Annotated in this window: 12 protein-coding genes; 2 read left to right on the forward strand and 10 right to left on the reverse strand. The window is 64.5% G+C overall.

The genetic code is table 11. The features are described from left to right. Window positions 1-122: 122 nt before the first annotated feature. The 3 genes from PLANPX_RS00005 to PLANPX_RS00015 form a co-directional block, all read right to left on the reverse strand. Window positions 123-716, reverse strand: a complete 594-nt coding sequence (locus PLANPX_RS00005) for a LemA family protein (RefSeq protein WP_198421823.1) — start codon at window positions 714-716, stop codon at window positions 123-125. A gap of 51 nt (window positions 717-767) precedes the next feature. Next, entirely contained in the window at window positions 768-1,484 is a 717-nt protein-coding gene (locus PLANPX_RS00010; RefSeq protein ID WP_152096745.1) for a hypothetical protein, read from the reverse strand. 66 nt (window positions 1,485-1,550) lie between these two features. After that, entirely contained in the window at window positions 1,551-2,285 is a 735-nt protein-coding gene (locus tag PLANPX_RS00015; RefSeq protein ID WP_152096746.1) for a DUF3137 domain-containing protein, read from the reverse strand. A 204-nt stretch (window positions 2,286-2,489) separates the two neighbouring features. On the opposite strand from PLANPX_RS00015, the gene PLANPX_RS00020 reads away from it, so the two are divergent. Next, entirely contained in the window at window positions 2,490-3,428 is a 939-nt protein-coding gene (locus PLANPX_RS00020; protein WP_152096747.1) for a cation diffusion facilitator family transporter, read from the forward strand. A gap of 65 nt (window positions 3,429-3,493) precedes the next feature. On the opposite strand, the gene recQ is transcribed toward PLANPX_RS00020, so the two are convergent. Then, complete coding sequence (gene recQ / locus PLANPX_RS00025; protein ID WP_152096748.1) at window positions 3,494-5,698, reverse strand: DNA helicase RecQ; 2,205 nt, start codon at window positions 5,696-5,698, stop codon at window positions 3,494-3,496. A gap of 358 nt (window positions 5,699-6,056) precedes the next feature. On the opposite strand from recQ, the gene PLANPX_RS27060 reads away from it, so the two are divergent. Beyond that, window positions 6,057-7,118: a dockerin type I domain-containing protein gene (locus PLANPX_RS27060; protein WP_172991750.1), complete on the forward strand. Its 1,062-nt coding sequence runs from the start codon at window positions 6,057-6,059 to the stop codon at window positions 7,116-7,118. A 212-nt stretch (window positions 7,119-7,330) separates the two neighbouring features. Here PLANPX_RS27060 and PLANPX_RS00035 read toward each other — a convergent pair whose 3' ends face one another. From PLANPX_RS00035 to PLANPX_RS00060, 6 genes are all read right to left on the reverse strand, one after another. After that, window positions 7,331-11,188, reverse strand: a complete 3,858-nt coding sequence (locus PLANPX_RS00035; RefSeq protein ID WP_232536259.1) for a proline dehydrogenase family protein — start codon at window positions 11,186-11,188, stop codon at window positions 7,331-7,333. Between the two features lie 124 nt (window positions 11,189-11,312). After that, the gene (locus PLANPX_RS00040) at window positions 11,313-11,834 is read right to left on the reverse strand and encodes a cyclic nucleotide-binding/CBS domain-containing protein (RefSeq protein WP_172991751.1); all 522 of its coding nucleotides are present in this window, start codon (window positions 11,832-11,834) and stop codon (window positions 11,313-11,315) included. 140 nt (window positions 11,835-11,974) lie between these two features. Beyond that, the gene (locus PLANPX_RS00045) at window positions 11,975-13,000 is read right to left on the reverse strand and encodes a 2-oxoacid:ferredoxin oxidoreductase subunit beta (protein ID WP_152096750.1); all 1,026 of its coding nucleotides are present in this window, start codon (window positions 12,998-13,000) and stop codon (window positions 11,975-11,977) included. A 117-nt stretch (window positions 13,001-13,117) separates the two neighbouring features. Beyond that, window positions 13,118-14,971, reverse strand: coding sequence for a 2-oxoacid:acceptor oxidoreductase subunit alpha (locus PLANPX_RS00050; RefSeq protein ID WP_152096751.1), 1,854 nt, complete (start codon window positions 14,969-14,971; stop codon window positions 13,118-13,120). Between the two features lie 79 nt (window positions 14,972-15,050). After that, a complete protein-coding gene (locus PLANPX_RS00055; RefSeq protein ID WP_152096752.1) occupies window positions 15,051-15,524 on the reverse strand; it encodes a CBS domain-containing protein in 474 nt (157 codons plus the stop codon). A gap of 312 nt (window positions 15,525-15,836) precedes the next feature. Further along, window positions 15,837-16,796 carry a hypothetical protein gene (locus PLANPX_RS00060; protein WP_232536260.1) on the reverse strand — a complete coding sequence of 320 codons (960 nt, stop codon included), beginning with the start codon at window positions 16,794-16,796 and terminating at the stop codon, window positions 15,837-15,839. Between the last annotated feature and the right edge of the window lie 13 nt (window positions 16,797-16,809).

Here is a 16,809-nt window from a genome sequence, read left to right on the forward strand (position 1 = left end):
GCCTCTGGAGAGAGATCGGACCGGTGTTAGATGAGCAGAACGCTTGTTGTAGCCCTGGACTCTGCCCGGGGGTAGCAGTTCGCGGGGCCTTCGCCGACTGGAATGGCTAGCGACCCCCGTGGCTAGGCCTCGATGGCGACGCGGGGGGCGGTGCGTTCGGCGTCGTTTGCTAGCTCGAAGTAGCTACCTCGTTCGACGTTAAACATACTCGCCACGAAATTGCTGGGGAACGTATCGCACAGCTGATTCATTTCGCGGACGTTGGCGTTGAAGAAGCGGCGGGCGGCGGCGAGGCGGTCTTCCGTGATGGCGAGCTCTTGCTGCAGCGCGAGGAACTGCGTGTCGGCCTTCAACTGCGGGTAGTTCTCGACGACCGCGAAGAGTTGCTTCAGGCCGATGGCGAGCGCCGTTTCGTCGACCGCTTGCTCGGCGGCGGCGCCATGGTTGGCGGCGGCCGTATTGCGGAGGCGGACGACCTGCTCGAGGACGCTGCTTTCGTGGGCGGCGTAGCCCTTCACCGCGGCGACGAGGTTGGGGATGAGGTCGTAGCGGCGTTTGAGTTCGACGTCGATGTCGGCCCAGCTTTCGCGCATGTGCTGGCGAGTGCTGACGAGGCGGTTGAACGTGGCGATGAGCCAGATGAGCGCAAGGAGCGCGACCACGCCGACGGCGATCAGGGCGATGAAGGCGGGGCTCATGTCGGTGGATTGGTCCATGGCGGTGGTAAGTGGGATGCGGTGCGTGCCCCCGGTTTGAAGAACCGGGGGCTAATTGGTTGTTTGGCGGCGGGTGGCTAGGTCGGCGATCACGTGGCGGGGCCAGTGTTCGAAGAACTCGGTCGACCATTGGATCGTCGCGGCGAGGTCTTCGACTTCCAGGATACCGCCATGATAGAGGCAGCACTGGCTGCCGCGGAAGTCGACCGTCGGCGGCGTCGTGGCGAGCATGAACTCCATTACCTGCGGCGAGACGACGTCGTACGCGAACCGCTTGTCGCTGCTCTTCACGTGAAAATCGCGACTGAACTCGACCGATTCGAAGTCGATGTCTTCGAAACCGATGGCGCTTGCGATGCGATCGAAGAATCTCTCTTTGCGAATGAAGAGATCGGGGGCCGTCGCGTAAGGGCTGTCGAGAATCACGTAGCTGAGGAGGTGGGTTTGAGTCGTCGTCGTTTTGCCGTTGGAGGAGGTTGTTTGGTAATGGAAGTCGCCGTACTGGAGAGGCCAGTCGTCGCCGGCGATGACGACGCTGCCACGGGTAGTGTTGTATGCGTAGCGAGAATGACCGTTCGTGAAGACCGAGAAGTGGCTGAAACGGGCGTCGTGCGTCGAGTCGTTCGACGGATCGAAAGTCCAGCCATGCTTCGCGGCGAGGCGGAGCAACGCGAGTTGCCGCTCTTGCTGACGTTTGCGCGAATAGATCACGCTCGCGATGAACAGCGCTGCGACGATGGTGATGATGAGAAAAGTGAAGGGTGGCATCGGCGGCGTATGTGGAGCAAGCGGGCCGAAGGCTGGCGTTTGGCCCCCGGTTTGAAGAACCGGGGGCTAAGTTGACGCTTGTTGGCGGGCGGCTAGATCGGCGATGACGTGGCGGGGCCAGTGTTCGAAGAACTCGGTCGACCACTGGATCGTCGCGGCGAAGTCCTCGGCCTTCAGCACGCTGCCATGATAGAGGCAGCACTTGGCGTCGCGGAAGTCGACCGTCGGCGGCGTCGTGTCGAGCATGAATTCCATCATCTGCGGCGAGATGACGTCGTAGGCAAAACGCTTGTCACTGCTCTTCACGACGAACTTGCGGCTGAACTCGACCGACTCGAAGTCGATGTCGGGGAAGCCGATGGCGCTGGCGATGCGATCGAAGAAGCCTTCTTTGCGAATGAAGAGGTCGGGGGTGCCGGCGTAGGGGCTTTCGAGGATCACGTAGCTGAAGACATGCGTCTGGGTTTCGGTTTTGGTGTTCCCTTCGCTGTCGGTGCTCGTCGTGGTCGTCTGGTAGTGGTAGTCGCCGTATTGCAGCGGCCACTGGGCGTCGGCGATCGTCACGCTGCCGCGGGTGGTGTTGTAGGCGTAGCGCGACTCGCCGGTGGTGAAGAGCGAGAATTGAGGGAACCGCTTGTCTTGCGCGTAGTCGTACGACGGATCGAATTGCCAGCCGCGACTCGCAGCGAGTTGTTCGAGCGCGAGCCGCCGCGCCTTCTGCTGTTTGTAGGAGTAGATGGCGCCGCCAATGATCAACGCCGCGAAGGCGACGAAGATCAGGATCATGAAGACAGGTTCCATCGGCGGCGTTTCGGCGGTGGGTGAAGTGGCGGGGACTGGGGAATCGTTGAGACTAATTCGCTGGATGGGACAGAATCTTGCCGGGCGGCGGCTTTCCGCGGGTGGTTCGCAATGGTCGGTGCGGGCGGGATGGCGTATCCTTCAGGGCCCGGTTTCAACGACTCAAATCTACACCGTCTGACGGTGAATTCTAGCTCACGACCCATGGCCCCGCCCCCCCGAACCAACAGTGTCGATGCCGCCCGGGCAGATGCCGCGGCGAACGCCGTCCGCGGCATGCGGGCGGCCCTCACGGCGATCGTCATCAGCGGGCTGCTGGGGGCGGTGAAATTCACTGCTGGCGTCTTGGGGCATAGCTACGCGTTGATCGCCGACGGAATCGAATCGCTCGTCGACATCGTCGCGTCGATCGCCGTGTGGGGCGGGCTGAAGGTCGCCGCGGCCGATCCGAGCCAACGGTTTCCGTATGGCTATGGCAAGGCGGAGCCGCTCGTGGGGCTCGTCATCTCAGCGGGGCTCGTGTGCGTCGCCGGGGTGCTTGCGGTGCAGAGCATTCACGAAATCCGCGCGCCGCATTTGGGGCCGGAGCCGTTCACGCTGCTGGTGCTCGTGCTGGTCATGGCGGTGAAGGAGATGCTGTTCCGCTGGCTGGTGAAGACCGGCAAGGAGATCGACAGCAGCGCGATGCAAAGCGACGCGTGGCATCATCGGAGCGACGCGCTTACCTCGCTCGCGGCGTTCGTCGGCATCACGATCGCGCTGTGGGGCGGCAAAGGATATGAAGCGGCCGACGATTGGGCGGCGCTGGCGGCGTGCGGGCTCATTGCGTTCAACGGCGTGCAACTATTTCGTTCAGCGCTGCATGAAATTCTCGACGCGGCGCCGTCGGCGGAGGCGCTACAGAAGATTCGCTCGATCGCGACGGCAGTGCCGGGGGTGACGGGGATCGACGATTGCCGCGCGCGGAAGAGCGGGCTGGGGTGGCTTGTCGATATTCATGTGGAAGTCGACGGCGAGATGCCGGTCCGCGAGGGGCACCGCATTGCGCATGCAGTGAAGGATGCGCTGTTGGCGAGCGATGCGGCGGTGCTCGATGCGCTCGTGCACATCGAGCCGAGCGGGCATGGGCCTTGTGACGTTTGACGCTGGGGGCACGCGACGGCGTGGATACCGACCCCCGGGCGGAGCCCGGGGCTAGAGTGACGCGCTCAGCCTTCACGATTTGCGACGCAGGTGGCGACGATGCGGATCGGTTCGTAGGGAACTTCGCCGCCGAGGTGGTCGAAGATCGGCTTGAGGCCGACGAGGCCGACTTCGGCGATCGCGAGTTCGATCCGTTTCACCAGATCGTCCTCGACCCAGGGACTGGGATCTTGCACCTGCTCGTGCCGCAGGTACTCGCTGAGGTAGCCGGCAACCGTGGAGCGGGCGCGGCCCATTGCTTCCATCGTTTCTTCGATCGACGCGCCGCGGCGAAAGTGGGTGAACGCGGCGATTGACGAGGCGTTCGGGCCTTCGGCGCGCGTGCGCGGCGAGGCGACCGGCGTTGACGCGACTTCAGCAACGTCGACGGGGACGCCGCCTGTGGAGCAGTAGTCGACGATCGCGGTGATAAACGCGTCGCCGTAGTCGTCGCGTTTGCGTTCGCCGACGCCGCGAACTTCGAGAAACGCGTCGAGCGTGCTCGGCCGGCGGCGGGCCATGTCGCGGAGGGCGGCGTCGCCGAACACCACGTACGGCGGAACGCCATGCTCGTTAGCGAGCGTCGTGCGCAGCTTGCGGAGCTCTTCGAACAGACCGCGATCAACCCCTTCCCAGTTATCGCTCGACGAACCGCTGCGCGAACGGCGTTCCTTCGCGGCTGGCGCCGGCTTGGTGAGTTGCGGACTCCCCTCCCCTTTGAGCACCGCGCGGCCCGCTTCGGTGAGTTCGAGCGTGCCGTACTCGCCCGCTTTGCGGAGGAACGATTGGCCGACAAGCTGCTCGACCCATTCGCGGATCGCCGAGTTGCGATGCTCGCTGAGCAGGCCGTAGGTGCTGAGGCGATCGTGGCCGAGTTCGCGGATGCGAGCTTCGTTCGAGCCGGCGAGAACCTTCGAGGTGTAGTCCGCGCCAAAGCGTTGGTCGAGCCGCAAGACGCACGAGAGAATCTTCTGGGCGAGCACGACCGGCTCTTCGACGAGGTTGAGCTCGCCGAGGCAGACGTCGCAGGCGCCGCAGTTGTCGTTTTCGAGCTCTTGGCCGAAGTAGTTGACGATTGCCTTGTGCCGGCAGGTAACGCCGCCGCAGAATCGTTCCATCGCGGCGAGCGATTCGAGAGCCCCGGCGTCGGCGCCATTCTCGCCCTTCTCGATGAGCTGCCGCCAGACGATCGCGTCGCGGCCGCTGTAGAGGAGCAGGCAATCGGCTTCGAGGCCGTCGCGACCGGCGCGACCGCTTTCTTGCACGTAGTGCTCGAGCGACTTCGGCATGCCGGCGTGGATGACGTAGCGGACGTTCGACTTGTCGATGCCCATGCCGAAGGCGACCGTGGCAACGACGACGTCGGCCTCTTCGTCGAGGAAGGCGTCTTGATTGCGGTGGCGCTGGTCGTCGCTCAGGCCGGCGTGGTACGGCAACGCCCGGTAGCCGAGCGAGCGGAGGGCATCGGCCGTTTTGTCGACTTCCTTACGGCTGATGCAGTAGACGATGCCTGCCTCGCCCTTGCGTTGTTCGACGAGTTGGCAGACCTCGGCGAACCGGTTCGCGGGACGGCGGATGCGGAAGTTGAGGTTCGGCCGATCGAACGAACCGATCAGCATCTGCGGATCGGCGAGGCCGAGCTGGTCGGCAATGTCGCGCTGGACGGCGTCGGAGGCGGTGGCCGTGAAGGCGTGGACGCTCGCCTTCGGGAAGACTTCCTTGAGGATTCGCAGGCCGCGGTACTCGGGGCGGAAGTCGTGTCCCCACTGGCTGATGCAGTGGGCCTCGTCGATGGCGATGAGCGAGAGGGGCGTTTGCTTGAAGAACTCAAGCGTCCGCTCGGCTAGCAAGCGCTCGGGGGCGACGTAAACGAGCTTTAACTTGCCGCGGCGGATTTGCTCGGCGACTTCGCGGCGTTCGCCGGCAGTGAGGGTGCTGTTGATCGCCGCTGCGGGGACGCCGCACGCGCGGAGGGCGTCGACCTGGTCCTTCATCAGCGAGATGAGGGGCGAGATGACGAGCGCGAGGCCGTCGCGGCAGACGGCGGGGGCCTGATAGCACAAGCTTTTGCCGCCGCCGGTAGGCAGGACGACGACCGAATCTTGCCCCGCCATGCCGGCGGACATCGCCTGTTCTTGCAGCGGCAGGAATGAGTCGTAACCCCAATAGCGGCGGAGCGCTTCGAGGAGTTGCGTGCGAACTGGCGGGGAGGATGCTAACTGGCTCGGCATGGGAGGGAATTTTAGCCGCGGCGGGCGATGGCGGGGAAGGAATTTTCTTGGGGAGTGGCGGGGGGCGAGATTGGGAAAGTGCTGTTTAGGCTAAAGCCGGGTTGTGGGAGGCGTCTCCGACGCCGATGCCGGTCACTACTCCAGGCGGTTTTCGGTAGCTCAACGCCGCTTCGGGGTCGGAGACCCCTCCCACAGGTTTTCTCAAGTCCCTCCCGCAGATTTACTGGCAACGCGGCCGGGTGTGACGGTTTTGTCGGCAGTTGGCCGGTGGTTTTCGGGCTGCAAAACTGTCGCTAACCTGCGGCCGAGCGGACATAATGGAAGGACTCGACCGAACTCCTCAGGAGCCGCACCGACGATGCGTCGACTTCTCTTTGCCGCCCTCGTGGCCATTGTAGCGCTCAGCTCGCACTCTGCGCGGGTGCTAGCGTTCGATTTGCAATTCACCATCCCGAACGATGGCGGGCAGTTCGATGCGAATGAGATGAACATCCTCAACGCGGCGCTAGTGCGCGTCGAGCGGATGTGGGAGATGGTGATCACTGGCTATCAGCCGGGGATCAATGTCGCGAGCGTGCCGATCACGATCTATCCGACGACGAGCGGACTCGCGGCGGCGAATTTTTCGAGCTTAGCATCTCCAGCCGATTCTCCGGTTTTTGCGGTCGCCACGAGCGGGTTTGTGAACGTCAACGTGAACGAGATTGAGAACTTCGCCAATTGGCAAGGCGTTGGCGCCAATGGGCGGAACTACATCGACGAGTTGCTGGCCCACGAAGTGGGGCATGTCCTGGGCATCGGCACGCTGTGGACGGCGAACAACGTTTACGCGAACAACACATTCCACTACACCGGCGCTTACGGGTTGGCGGCGTATCAGGCAGAGTTCAACCAAGCGGTCGCCTATGTGCCGGTCGAGAACGCTGGCAACCCCGGCACGCCGAACTCGCATTGGGATCAACTGATGCGGAGCAGTCCGCAAGAGGGGAACCCGAGCGATCCCTTCTCGCTCGACCCGCGCGTCGGCGTCGTCGACCAGTATGGCCGCGACCGCGGGCTGGAGTTGATGACGGGCGCCATCGACCCCGATTATGGCGAGCCGTTCTTGTCGCGGTTCACGGTCGAGTCGATGCGCGACCTCGGTTACACCGTCGCGAAGTTTGAAGACTTCAACGGCGACGGCGTCGTGAATTTGGCCGACCGCGCGATTCTGATGGCGAACATGGGCGCCACCGGTTTGGAGATCGACAGCATTGCATTCGGCGATGCGAATCGCGACCGCGTCGTGAACGCGGCGGACCTGGCGCTGTGGCAAGCGGCGGCCGGCGTGCCGGAGCCGAGCGCGTGGGTGCTGGCGCTCGGCGCGGCGGCGGTGATTCGCCTGCGGCGGAAGATCGCGATGCGGCGTGAAGCCCCATAGGGGCGGCATCATGTAGCCAGGGGCGTGAGCCCCTGGTAAACTTTGCATTGCTCTAAAGCCCTGAAAGGGCGCTGAAAGGGCGAAAGAGTTCCTGCCGCACCGCAGGAGTTATGTCGCCCCTCCGGGGCTCGCTTGCCTCAGATCGACGCAGACCAGGGGCTTGCGCCCCTGGCTACATTATTCCGCCCCTCTGGGGCTATCGCGCTTCTGTGCTAACTGACCTCTGCTCGCGGTTCGTCCGCCCGGCGGCCGAGGTTGCCGTAGCGGTGGTAGACGTGCGACAGGCTTTGTTCCTGTTGGTACCAGAGCAATTCCACGCGGCCGTGGGCGAGGACGGGGGCGTCGGCGATGTAAACGTAGGCCTCGGTCGCGGCGATGCGGATGGCGTCGGGGACGCGCGAGCGGTCGGCGTAGCGGAGCCGCCCGACCCCGCCGGCTTGGATCGCAGCGACGAGTTGCTCGTCGCTCTCCGTGATGAACTCAATGGCGCCGGCCCAGTTGTCGGTCGCCCCGTCGAGTAGTGCGACCGCTTGTCGCAGCGACTCGGGCAGCGCCGGCGACGAGCTGACGACGACGCGGCAACCGGCGGCGCGGGCGGCCGCGGCGCGTGCGAAGACGTCCCATGGCGCATCGCCGTCGGCGACGCGCAACCGTACGTTCGCCACGGCGCGATAGCGCCGCAGGTTATCTTCACCGACGAGCAGGAAATGATCGTGGGCCGGTTCGAACTCGTCGAGCGTCCAGGCGAGGTAGCTGTCGATCGCGTGGTCGAGGCGGGCCAGATCGGCGGCGGTGAGGAGGAGGCGAGCCGACTGGCCGAGCGCGGCGAGCGTGTGGCGGAGCGAGTGGAGGTGCGTTTGGCGTTCCGCGACCGATTCGTGGGGGAGGATGAGGGAGTCGGGGGGGAAGACGATGTCGAGCTCTTCGGCGCGTGAGGATTGGGCCGCGGGGACCGGGGGGATGAACCCCCCGGCTCGCTGTTGGTTTGCCGGTGACTCCTTATCTTCAAACGCCATGAGCGGGGCGACGTAGTTCGGGCCGCCGGCTTTGATGCCGGGGCCGAAGGCGCTTTTGCCCAGGCCGCCGAATGGTTGCCGCAGGACGATGGCGCCGGTCGTCGGGCGATTGATATAGAGGTTGCCCGCGCGGATCCCTTCCTGCCAAATGCGATGCTCGCGATCGTCGAGGCTTTCAAGACCCGAGGTGAGGCCGTAGCCAGTGGCGTTCACGAGGTCGATCGCCGCGTGCAGGTTCTTCGCGCTCATCACGCCGAGGAGCGGGCCGAAGAATTCCGTGAGGTGAGTGATGCTGCCAGGCTGAACGCCCCACTTCACGCCTGGGCTCACCAGCGAGGCGTTGCCATCGACGTGCAGCCGCGGCATCACGGCCCACGATTCGCCCCCTTCGAGTTCCTTCAATGCGCGTTCGAGGTCGCCGCTCGGCGGGCGGATGAGGGGGCCCATTTTTGAATGGAGTTCCCAGGCGGAGCCGACGCGGAGGCTTTCGACGGCGTCGCACAGCGTCGCGCGGAACTTGGCGTCTTCGTACACTTCCTCTTCGAGAATCAACAGCGACGTTGCCGAGCACTTTTGTCCGCTGTGGCTGAACGCTGAGTGGAGGACGTTCTTGATCGCGAGGTCGCGATCGGAGAGCGCGGTGACGATTGTGGCGTTCTTGCCGCCGGTTTCGGCCAGCAGGTTGATCGACGGCTTGCGGTGCAGCATGTCGAGCGCCGTCTCGGTACCGCCGGTGAGGATCACGGCATCGACGGCGTGATGGCTGATGAGTTGTTGGCCGACGGTGGCGCCGCTGCAGGGGACGAACTGCAGCGCGGTGCGCGGCACGCCGGCGGCCCAGAAGCATTCGCAGAGGGCGTGGGCGATGAGGACCGTGTCGGAGGCGGGCTTGAGGATGACCGTGTTCCCCGCCGCGAGGGCGGCCGCGACGCCGCCGCACGGGATGGCGAGCGGGAAGTTCCACGGCGAGACGACTATAACCACCCCTCTGCCGCGCGCGGCGAGTCCCGGCAGCTCGTAGAAGTCTTGCGCGGTCTCGGCGTAGAAGCAGCAGAAGTCGATTGCTTCGGAGATTTCGGGATCACTCTCGGTGAGGAGCTTGCCCCCTTCGGCGAGCATGGCGCCCATGAGATCGCCGCGGCGGCGGGCGAGTTCGTCGGCAACGCGGTGGAGCGTGGCGGTGCGCTCGCGCGGCGGCAGGCGGCGCCAGCCGTCGGGGTCGGCGGCGGCGCACTGCACGGCGTGGGCGGCGTCGTTCGCGGTTGCTTGGCGGTACTTCGCAACGACTGTCTTGGGACGTGACGGGTCGGTTGAGGGGCGGACTTCACGGTCGTCGAAGAGTTGTTCGCCAGCGATCACCAGCGGGACTTGCGTGGCGTTGTCGCCGTGGCGGGGTTGCCAGCGGGCGAGGATGTCGGCGCCCCAGTCGCTGTTGGCGGGTAGCGACCAGTCGGTGTCGGGGGCGTTGGTGAAGTCGGTGGCGGGGTGCGTGGGGGAGATGAGTGGAGCGGGGGGCGGGGGGACCGCGGGGATGAACCCCGCGGCTCGCGAGTCGTTGGTTGTTGATTCTTGGGTTCGATCTTGAACTCGGCGCGGTTCGTCAGTGAGCGTCTGCATCGCATCGAAGCTGGCGACGAAGTTTTGCTCCAGGCGGTTCCAAGTGGCTCCGCCGACTTCGAGGTTGAAGGCATAGCGCAAGAAGTTGTCGGGGCCGGTGTTTTCGTCGAGGCGGCGGACGAGGTAGCCGATCGCGTTGATGAAATCTTCTTGCCGGCAGGCGGGGGCGTAGAGGAGCAGGTTCTCGGCGAGTTCGAACAGCGCGCGGCGTTGGTGGTTCGCCATCCCTTCGAGCATCTCGAACTGGACGTGATCGAGTTGCCCCGACTGCGCGGCAAGCACCAGGCCGTAAGCGATCGAGAAGAGATTGTGCGAAGCGACGCCGAGCCGGACCGCGGCGAGGTTCTCCGGCTGCATGCCATACTGCAGCATGCGGTGGTAGTTGGCGTCGGTGTGAAGCTTGTCGCTAAACGTCGCGAGCGGCCAGCCGCGGAGGCTCGCTTCGACGCGTTCCATTTCCATGTTGGCGCCTTTCACGACGCGGATCGTCGCGGGGGCGCCCCCCTGCTCTACTCGGCGGCGGGCCCACTCGGTGATGCGGCGCTGCGTGGCGAACGAATCGGGAATGTACGCCTGCAGCGCGATGCCGGCGTGGAGCTGTTCGAATCCAGGCCGATCGAGCGTTCGCATGAAGACTTTGGAGGTGATCTCCTTATCGCGGTACTCTTCCATGTCGAGGTAGACGAACTTCGACACGAGTTGGCCGTCGTGACGGCGGAACTTGTTCTTCGCGGCGGCGCGGTAGAGGAGTTCGAGCCGATCGCACAGCACCTCGATCGTATGCTCGCGGGCGAGGCCGGAGATTTGCGAATAGATTGTCGAGATCTTCACCGACATCACTTCGATGAACGGCTCCTGCAGCGCCTGGAGGTACGACTTGAGGCGAGCCTGGGCGTCTTCCTCCCCCAGCAGCGATTCGCCGAGGTAGTTAACGTTCATCCGCAGCCCTTCGTGGCGGCGGTCTTCGAGATGTTGCCGCAGCAGGTCTTCCTCGGCCGGCAGCACGACGTTGGCCGTCTCTTGCTGCATCTTTTCCTTCACGAGCGGCATCGCGACGCCGGGGAGGTAGGCGCCGAACGATTGGAAGCCTTTCAGCAGCGTGCGGTCGAGCGGGCCGAAGAATCGCGGCACGCCCTGGACGTCGAGGATGTGAATCAGCTGGTCGGCGGCGCGGGGCGAGAGCTGGGCGCGGAACGCCTGGTCGGTGATCTCGACCATCGTCGCCTTGTCGGCGGGCGATTGAATCATGCGGTCGAGTTCGGCCTGTTGACGCCGCTCGGCCGAGGTTTGCATCTCGCGGGCGGTTCCCTGCAGCTTGCGCGCGATGAGGAGGGCGCGTTCGACGTCGCTGGCGGGCGACCCCGCGGCGACGGCGGGCGTTTCGGCCAGGAGTTTTGCAAGGCGGTGGGTGAGATTGTCGTTCGCTGCCGGCGCCACGGTGTTGCTCCTTCACGGCGGGTGGGATTGCCGTAAGGAATTGTAGAGGCGCGGGCGGCGAATCATAGCGGAGCACGGTGCGCAATGGCGGGGTGAATTTGGCGCGCCGAACCTGGCCAGTTTGCTAGCCGACCGGAGATTGTTCGGTGAGATACGCCAGGATGCCGCGGATGGAGATCACGCCGACGAGGCGGGAGTTGTCGTCGATGATTGGCACGTGGCGGAAGCCGCCGACGTTCATGCGATGGAGGGCGAACGCGATTTTGTCGCGGGCGCGGAGCGTCGTCGGGTTGCTGGTCATCACCGAAGAGACTGGCTTGTGGCGGAGGCGGTCGACGTCCACGTTAAGCCGCAGCAGTGCGTCGCGTTCGGTGAAGATGCCGAGGAGGCGTTGCTGGTCGTCGACGATCGCGGCGCAGCCGACGCGCTCGGCGATCATGCGGCGGAGGACTTCGCCAATCGGCGATTCGGGCGGGAAGCAGACGGGCGGGCGGGGTTTGAGGATCTCGATGCGGTCGTGGAGCAATGCCCGCTCGACTGGCGTCGTCGCTTGGGGGAGCGACAGCTCCGTGAGGGGAGCTTGGCACTGCTCGCAGGCGTCGGCGCCTTCGAGGTTTTCACAGCCGCAGGCGGGGCAGATGAGCATGGGGAGTTGCGGGGTTCGAGTTTCGAGTTGCGAGCGAGGAGTTGCGCGACGGGAAGCGCAGTTCGCGAACCGCGCGCAGCATGATGCAAGTTGCAGGCTTCCCTGCATTTAACTCGCAACTCGCTACTCGCGGCTCGTAACTACTCCACCGTCCAAGTGTCGCCCGAGTTGAACAGCGCTTCCAAGTCTCCCTGTCCTCGTTTCTGCGTCGCTTCTTCAATCTGGCCGTTGATGAGGGCGTCGTACCGCGGCGCGTCGACGCAGCGGAAGACGCCGATGGGTTCCGGGAAGCCGTCTTCGTACCGCATCCGACTGAGGAGGTACGCGAGGCTTGGCTCGGGGCTGCGCTCGTCGTGGAACAGCAGATCGTCTTCGGTGATTCCTTTGCCGAGTTCGACCACCTCGGGGTTCATGCCGTTGAGGCGGATCCCCTTCTCGCGGAGTTTGCCGAACAGCAGCGGCTTGCCATGTTGCAGTTCGAGCGTCGTGTCGAGCTTCGTGTCGCGGTCCTTCGCGTAGTCCCAGGCGCCGTCGTTGAAGACGTTGCAGTTTTGGTAGACCTCGACGAATGAGGCGCCGGGATGTTCGGCGGCCCGTTTAAGCGTTTCGCCGAGGTGGTTGATGTTCGTGTCGATCGAGCGGGCGACGAAGGTCGCTTCGCAGCCGATGGCGATTGAGAGCGGGTGGAGTGGATTGTCGATCGCCCCCATCGGCGTGCTTTTGGTCTTCTGGCCTAGCGGCGACGTGGGGGAATACTGCCCCTTGGTGAGGCCGTAGATGCGGTTGTTGAACAGGACGATGTTGATGTCGAGGTTGCGGCGGATGGCGTGCATGAGATGGTTGCCGCCGATCGAGAGACCGTCGCCGTCGCCGGTGATGACCCACACCTGCAGGTCGGGGCGGACGCATTTCAGGCCGGTCGCCACTGCCGGCGCGCGGCCATGGATCGAGTGAACGCCGTAGGTGTTCATGTAGTACGGAAAGCGGCTGCTGCAGCCGATGCCGCTGATGAAGACGGTTTTCTCGCGCGGCACGCCGAGCGTCGGCAGCACCTTCTTCATCTGGGCGAGAATCGAATAGTCGCCGCAACCGGGACACCAGCGGACGTCTTGGTCGCTGGCGAAGTCGGTGGGTTTGAGGACTGGGAGGGGTGTTTCGATGCTCATCTTATTGGTGCTTCATAAGAAGATGTCTCACGCAAAGGCGCAAAGGAAATGCGGGGGATTTCTTCTTTGCGTCTTCGCGCCTTTGCGTGAGATTTTTCTTCTGCGTGATTGAATGATTTAAGTGCTCAGTAAGTGTTCGATCTTCTCCACCAACTCGCCGACACTGAAGGGTTTGCCTTGCACTTTGTTGTGCCCGATCGCGTCAACGAGGTACGTGGCCCGTAGCAGCATGCGGAGTTGGCCGAGGTTGAGTTCTGGGACGAGGATTTGTTTGTAGTTGCCCAGGATCTCGCCGAGGTTTTTGGGGAGCGGGTTGAGGTAGCGGAGGTGGCAGTGGGCGACGCTGCCGCCGTGGTGTTGCACTTTGTGAACCGCCGTGGCGCAGGCGCCGTAGGTGCCGCCCCAGCTGACGACGAGCAGGTCGCCGCTGGCGGGGCCGTCGACGGTTTGCATCGGGATGTCGTCGGCGACGAGCGCGACTTTCCGGGCGCGGGTGTCGACCATGTGCTGGTGGTTGAGCGGGTCGTAGCTCACGTTGCCGGTGACGTCTTGCTTCTCGAGCCCGCCGATGCGGTGCATGAGGCCGGGCGTGCCGGGGACGGCCCAGGGGCGGGCGAGGCGTTCGTTGCGCAGGTAGGGAAGGAACGCGTCGCCGTTGTCGGTCGGTGCCGGGTGAGTGATCTCGGTCGGCCGGAGTTCGCTGAGCTGCGGGATCCGCCACGGCTCCGAGCCGTTCGCGATGTAGCCGTCGGTGAGCAAGATGACAGGCGTCATGAATCGCGCGGCGATCCGCCACGCTTCTTGGGCAGCGTGGAAGCAATCGGCCGGGCCGCTGGCGGCAATCACGGGGAGGGGGCACTCGCCGTTGCGGCCATAGAGGGCCTGCATGAGGTCGGCTTGCTCGGTTTTTGTTGGGAGGCCCGTCGATGGGCCGCCGCGCTGGACGCTGATGATTAAGAGGGGCAACTCGGTCATCACGGCGAGGCCCATCCCTTCGGCCTTCAGAGCGATGCCAGGGCCGCTCGAAGCAGTGACGGCCATTTCGCCGGCGAACGAGGCGCCGATGGCGCTGGTGATCGCCGCGATCTCATCCTCAGCCTGGAACGTGAGGACGTCGAAGTTCTTGTGATTGGCGAGCTCGTGGAGGATGTCGCTCGCCGGGGTGATCGGATAAGCGCCGAGGAAGAGCCGTTTGCCCGACAGCTTCGCCGCGGCGAGCAGGCCGTAGGCGAGGGCCGTGTTCCCCATGATGTTGCGGTACTTGCCGGGCGGCAGCTTCGCGGCGGCGACGTGGTACTGCGTATTGATCGCTTCGACCGTCTCGCCGTAGTGGTAGCCGGCGCGGAGACTGGCGGTGTTCGCTTCGGCGACTTCGGGCCGCTTGCCGAACTTTTGCGCGATGAAGCGAAGCGTCGGTTCGAGCGAGCGATCGTAGAGCCAGAAGACGAGCCCCATCGCGAAGAAGTTGCGACAGAGGTCGGCTTCCTTCTGGGTGAGGCCGAAGCCTTCAACGGCGAGACGGTTGAGCTTGGTCATCTCGACCGGGTGCATGCTGTAGTGGCTGAGGCTGCCGTCTTCGAGCGGGTTCGATTTGTAGCCGGCTTGTTCGAGCCCTTTCTTATCGAACGAATCTTTGTTGATGATCAGCACGCCGCCGTCGCGGAGGTCTTCGAGATTCGTGACGAGCGCCGCCGGGTTCATCGCCACGAGGGCGTCGACCGTGTCGCCGGGAGTGTAGATGTCGTTGCTGGAGAAGTGGACTTGGAAGCCAGAGACGCCGGCCTTCGTGCCGCGGGGAGCGCGGATCTCGGCGGGGAAGTCGGGGAACGTGGCGACGTCGTTGCCGGCCAGCGCCGAGGTGTTGGTGAACTGCGTTCCGGCGAGCTGCATGCCGTCGCCCGAGTCGCCGCAGAAGCGGACGGTGGCGTCATCGAGCGGGGCGATGGGTTTGTGAGGGGCGAGGGTGTCCATGGTGCGTTCGTTTGAAGACTGGACAAGATCACAGGATGAGGTGATTGGCTCGTGCTACCGTCGGACTGGTACGTCTGACCTACGCTCCTTCGCGTTGCTCGTAATGCTTCCCTGGTTCGGGGGGGAGCGTGTAGATCGTTTGGGGGAAGTGTTCGACGAGGTACTGCACGATGCCGCCGACGGCGACGACGCCTTGTGGCGTGCCTTGCTCGTCGACGATCGGCAAGTGGCGGAAGCCGCGCTGGGCCATCAGTTGAATGCCGGCTTCAACGCTTGCGGTTGCGGGAAGCGTCGCGGGAGTGCGCGTCATTGCGAGGCGGATGTTGACGCCGGTTTCGCCGCCGGCGGCCATCCAGCGGAGGGCGTCGCGTTCGGTGAAAATTCCTTCGAGCTGGCAGCCGTCGGCGTCGTCGCCGCAGATGAGGACGCAGCTTCCCCGTTGGGCCCGCATGAGTTCCAGGACCTCGCCCACCGTCGCGTCGGTCGACACGGGGAGCGATTCGTCTGGATAGGCCTGCGTGATGAGATCGGTGCTGAGGCTGAGATAACTCACTGCCTAGCCGAGTGCCGTCGGTCGGAATAACCTCCGCAGCGGGCGCCGCACACCTGCTGTGGTTCGCGAGGCGAGAGCCGTCTCGAGAAACCTGCCGTCGTCTATCTGCTGTTAATCTAACACCGCGCCGGCGCCGATTGAACTGGAAAATGAGGGCTAATTTTTGTGAGATCGCGCGTCGGTTTTACGTTGCGTTGGCGACGCTTGGCGTTCGGTGGGAGCGCGATGGGCGGTTGCTTACGGGAATGTCAGGATGATGAGCGCCGCCAAGACCGCGGGGATGAACCCCGCGGCTCGCTATGGGGATGACGGCTACTCGTTGCGGTTGGGGGCGTCGAAGTCGGTCGGTTTGTAGAAGCGGTTGAGGTCGATGCCGCCGCGTTGTTCTTCTTCGACGAGTTTTAAACGCGATTCGAGTTGCTCGACCCGTCGGGCGAGGACAGGCAGCAAACGCTCTTCGGGGTTCTCGGCTTCGGGCCGCGGCGCTTCGGGGTAGCCGAGTTGACGATGGAGTGCGCCGAAGAGCAGCAGCGGGTCTTTCTTGCGGTTCGCCCAGGCGATGCGGCCTTCCTGTCGGCCGAAGAGGGGCGGGAAGCCTGCGGCAGTGGCCTCGGCGATTAGCTCCGCGGCGAGCGACGGGTTGCCTTGCTCGGCGGCTTTGCGTTCGTGATAGAACTCGCTCCGCACGAACAGCAGGTCGGCCGTGTCGACGATGCCGATCTGGCGGCGGACGGTGAAGATCCAATTCCGCCAGTTTTCGTCGAATGCGGGATCCTTGGCGATCGCATCGAGGCCGCTGTCGTAGCCCATGCGGTTGCGGCAGAGGACTTCGAGCTGATAGAGGAACAGTCCCTGACGCGAGGCGCCCTCGGCGCGGTACGCGGCTTCGCGGCGCAAGATTTCGAGCGCGACGCGGATGTCGAACCGCTGCCGATCGTTCTCCGCCTCAGCCATGACGAACGACTGAAACGGCGTGAAGTAATGCGGCAGCCGTTCCATCGCCGTGGCGAACGCGCCGAGGTGGCGAAGTTCGGCGAGCATGAAGTCGACCGCCATCGGCAGTTTGGTCGTGGCGAGGATCTCTTCGCGGACGCTTTCGAGAATCTCTTGCGCGGGCATGTTCTCGCGCATGCGGGCGGCGAGGACTTCGAAGAGGTGGGCTTGTTCGACGTATTCTTCGCGCGGCAGCGGCGAGACGTCGTCGTGCGACGCGTCGTTAAGCGAGCCGGGGCGTCTCGCCCCCGGCGTGTTCGCGTTTGGGTGTCTGGTCAATGGGGGACCGGGG

It is taken from the genome of Lacipirellula parvula, from assembly GCF_009177095.1.
Lineage (GTDB): Bacteria > Planctomycetota > Planctomycetia > Pirellulales > Lacipirellulaceae > Lacipirellula > Lacipirellula parvula.

Bases quoted from the DNA above. Each gene is read 5' to 3' on its own strand.
- PLANPX_RS00015 (WP_152096746.1), bottom strand. From the start codon at position 2,285: ATGGAACCTGTCTTCATGATCCTGATCTTCGTCGCCTTCGCGGCGTTG.
- PLANPX_RS00045 (WP_152096750.1), bottom strand. From the start codon at position 13,000: ATGAGCATCGAAACACCCCTCCCAGTCCTCAAACCCACCGACTTCGCC.
- PLANPX_RS27060 (WP_172991750.1), top strand. From the start codon at position 6,057: ATGCGTCGACTTCTCTTTGCCGCCCTCGTGGCCATTGTAGCGCTCAGC.
- PLANPX_RS00005 (WP_198421823.1), bottom strand. From the start codon at position 716: ATGGACCAATCCACCGACATGAGCCCCGCCTTCATCGCCCTGATCGCC.
- recQ (WP_152096748.1), bottom strand. From the start codon at position 5,698: ATGCCGAGCCAGTTAGCATCCTCCCCGCCAGTTCGCACGCAACTCCTC.
- PLANPX_RS00040 (WP_172991751.1), bottom strand. From the start codon at position 11,834: ATGCTCATCTGCCCCGCCTGCGGCTGTGAAAACCTCGAAGGCGCCGAC.
- PLANPX_RS00010 (WP_152096745.1), bottom strand. From the start codon at position 1,484: ATGCCACCCTTCACTTTTCTCATCATCACCATCGTCGCAGCGCTGTTC.
- PLANPX_RS00050 (WP_152096751.1), bottom strand. From the start codon at position 14,971: ATGGACACCCTCGCCCCTCACAAACCCATCGCCCCGCTCGATGACGCC.
- PLANPX_RS00020 (WP_152096747.1), top strand. From the start codon at position 2,490: ATGGCCCCGCCCCCCCGAACCAACAGTGTCGATGCCGCCCGGGCAGAT.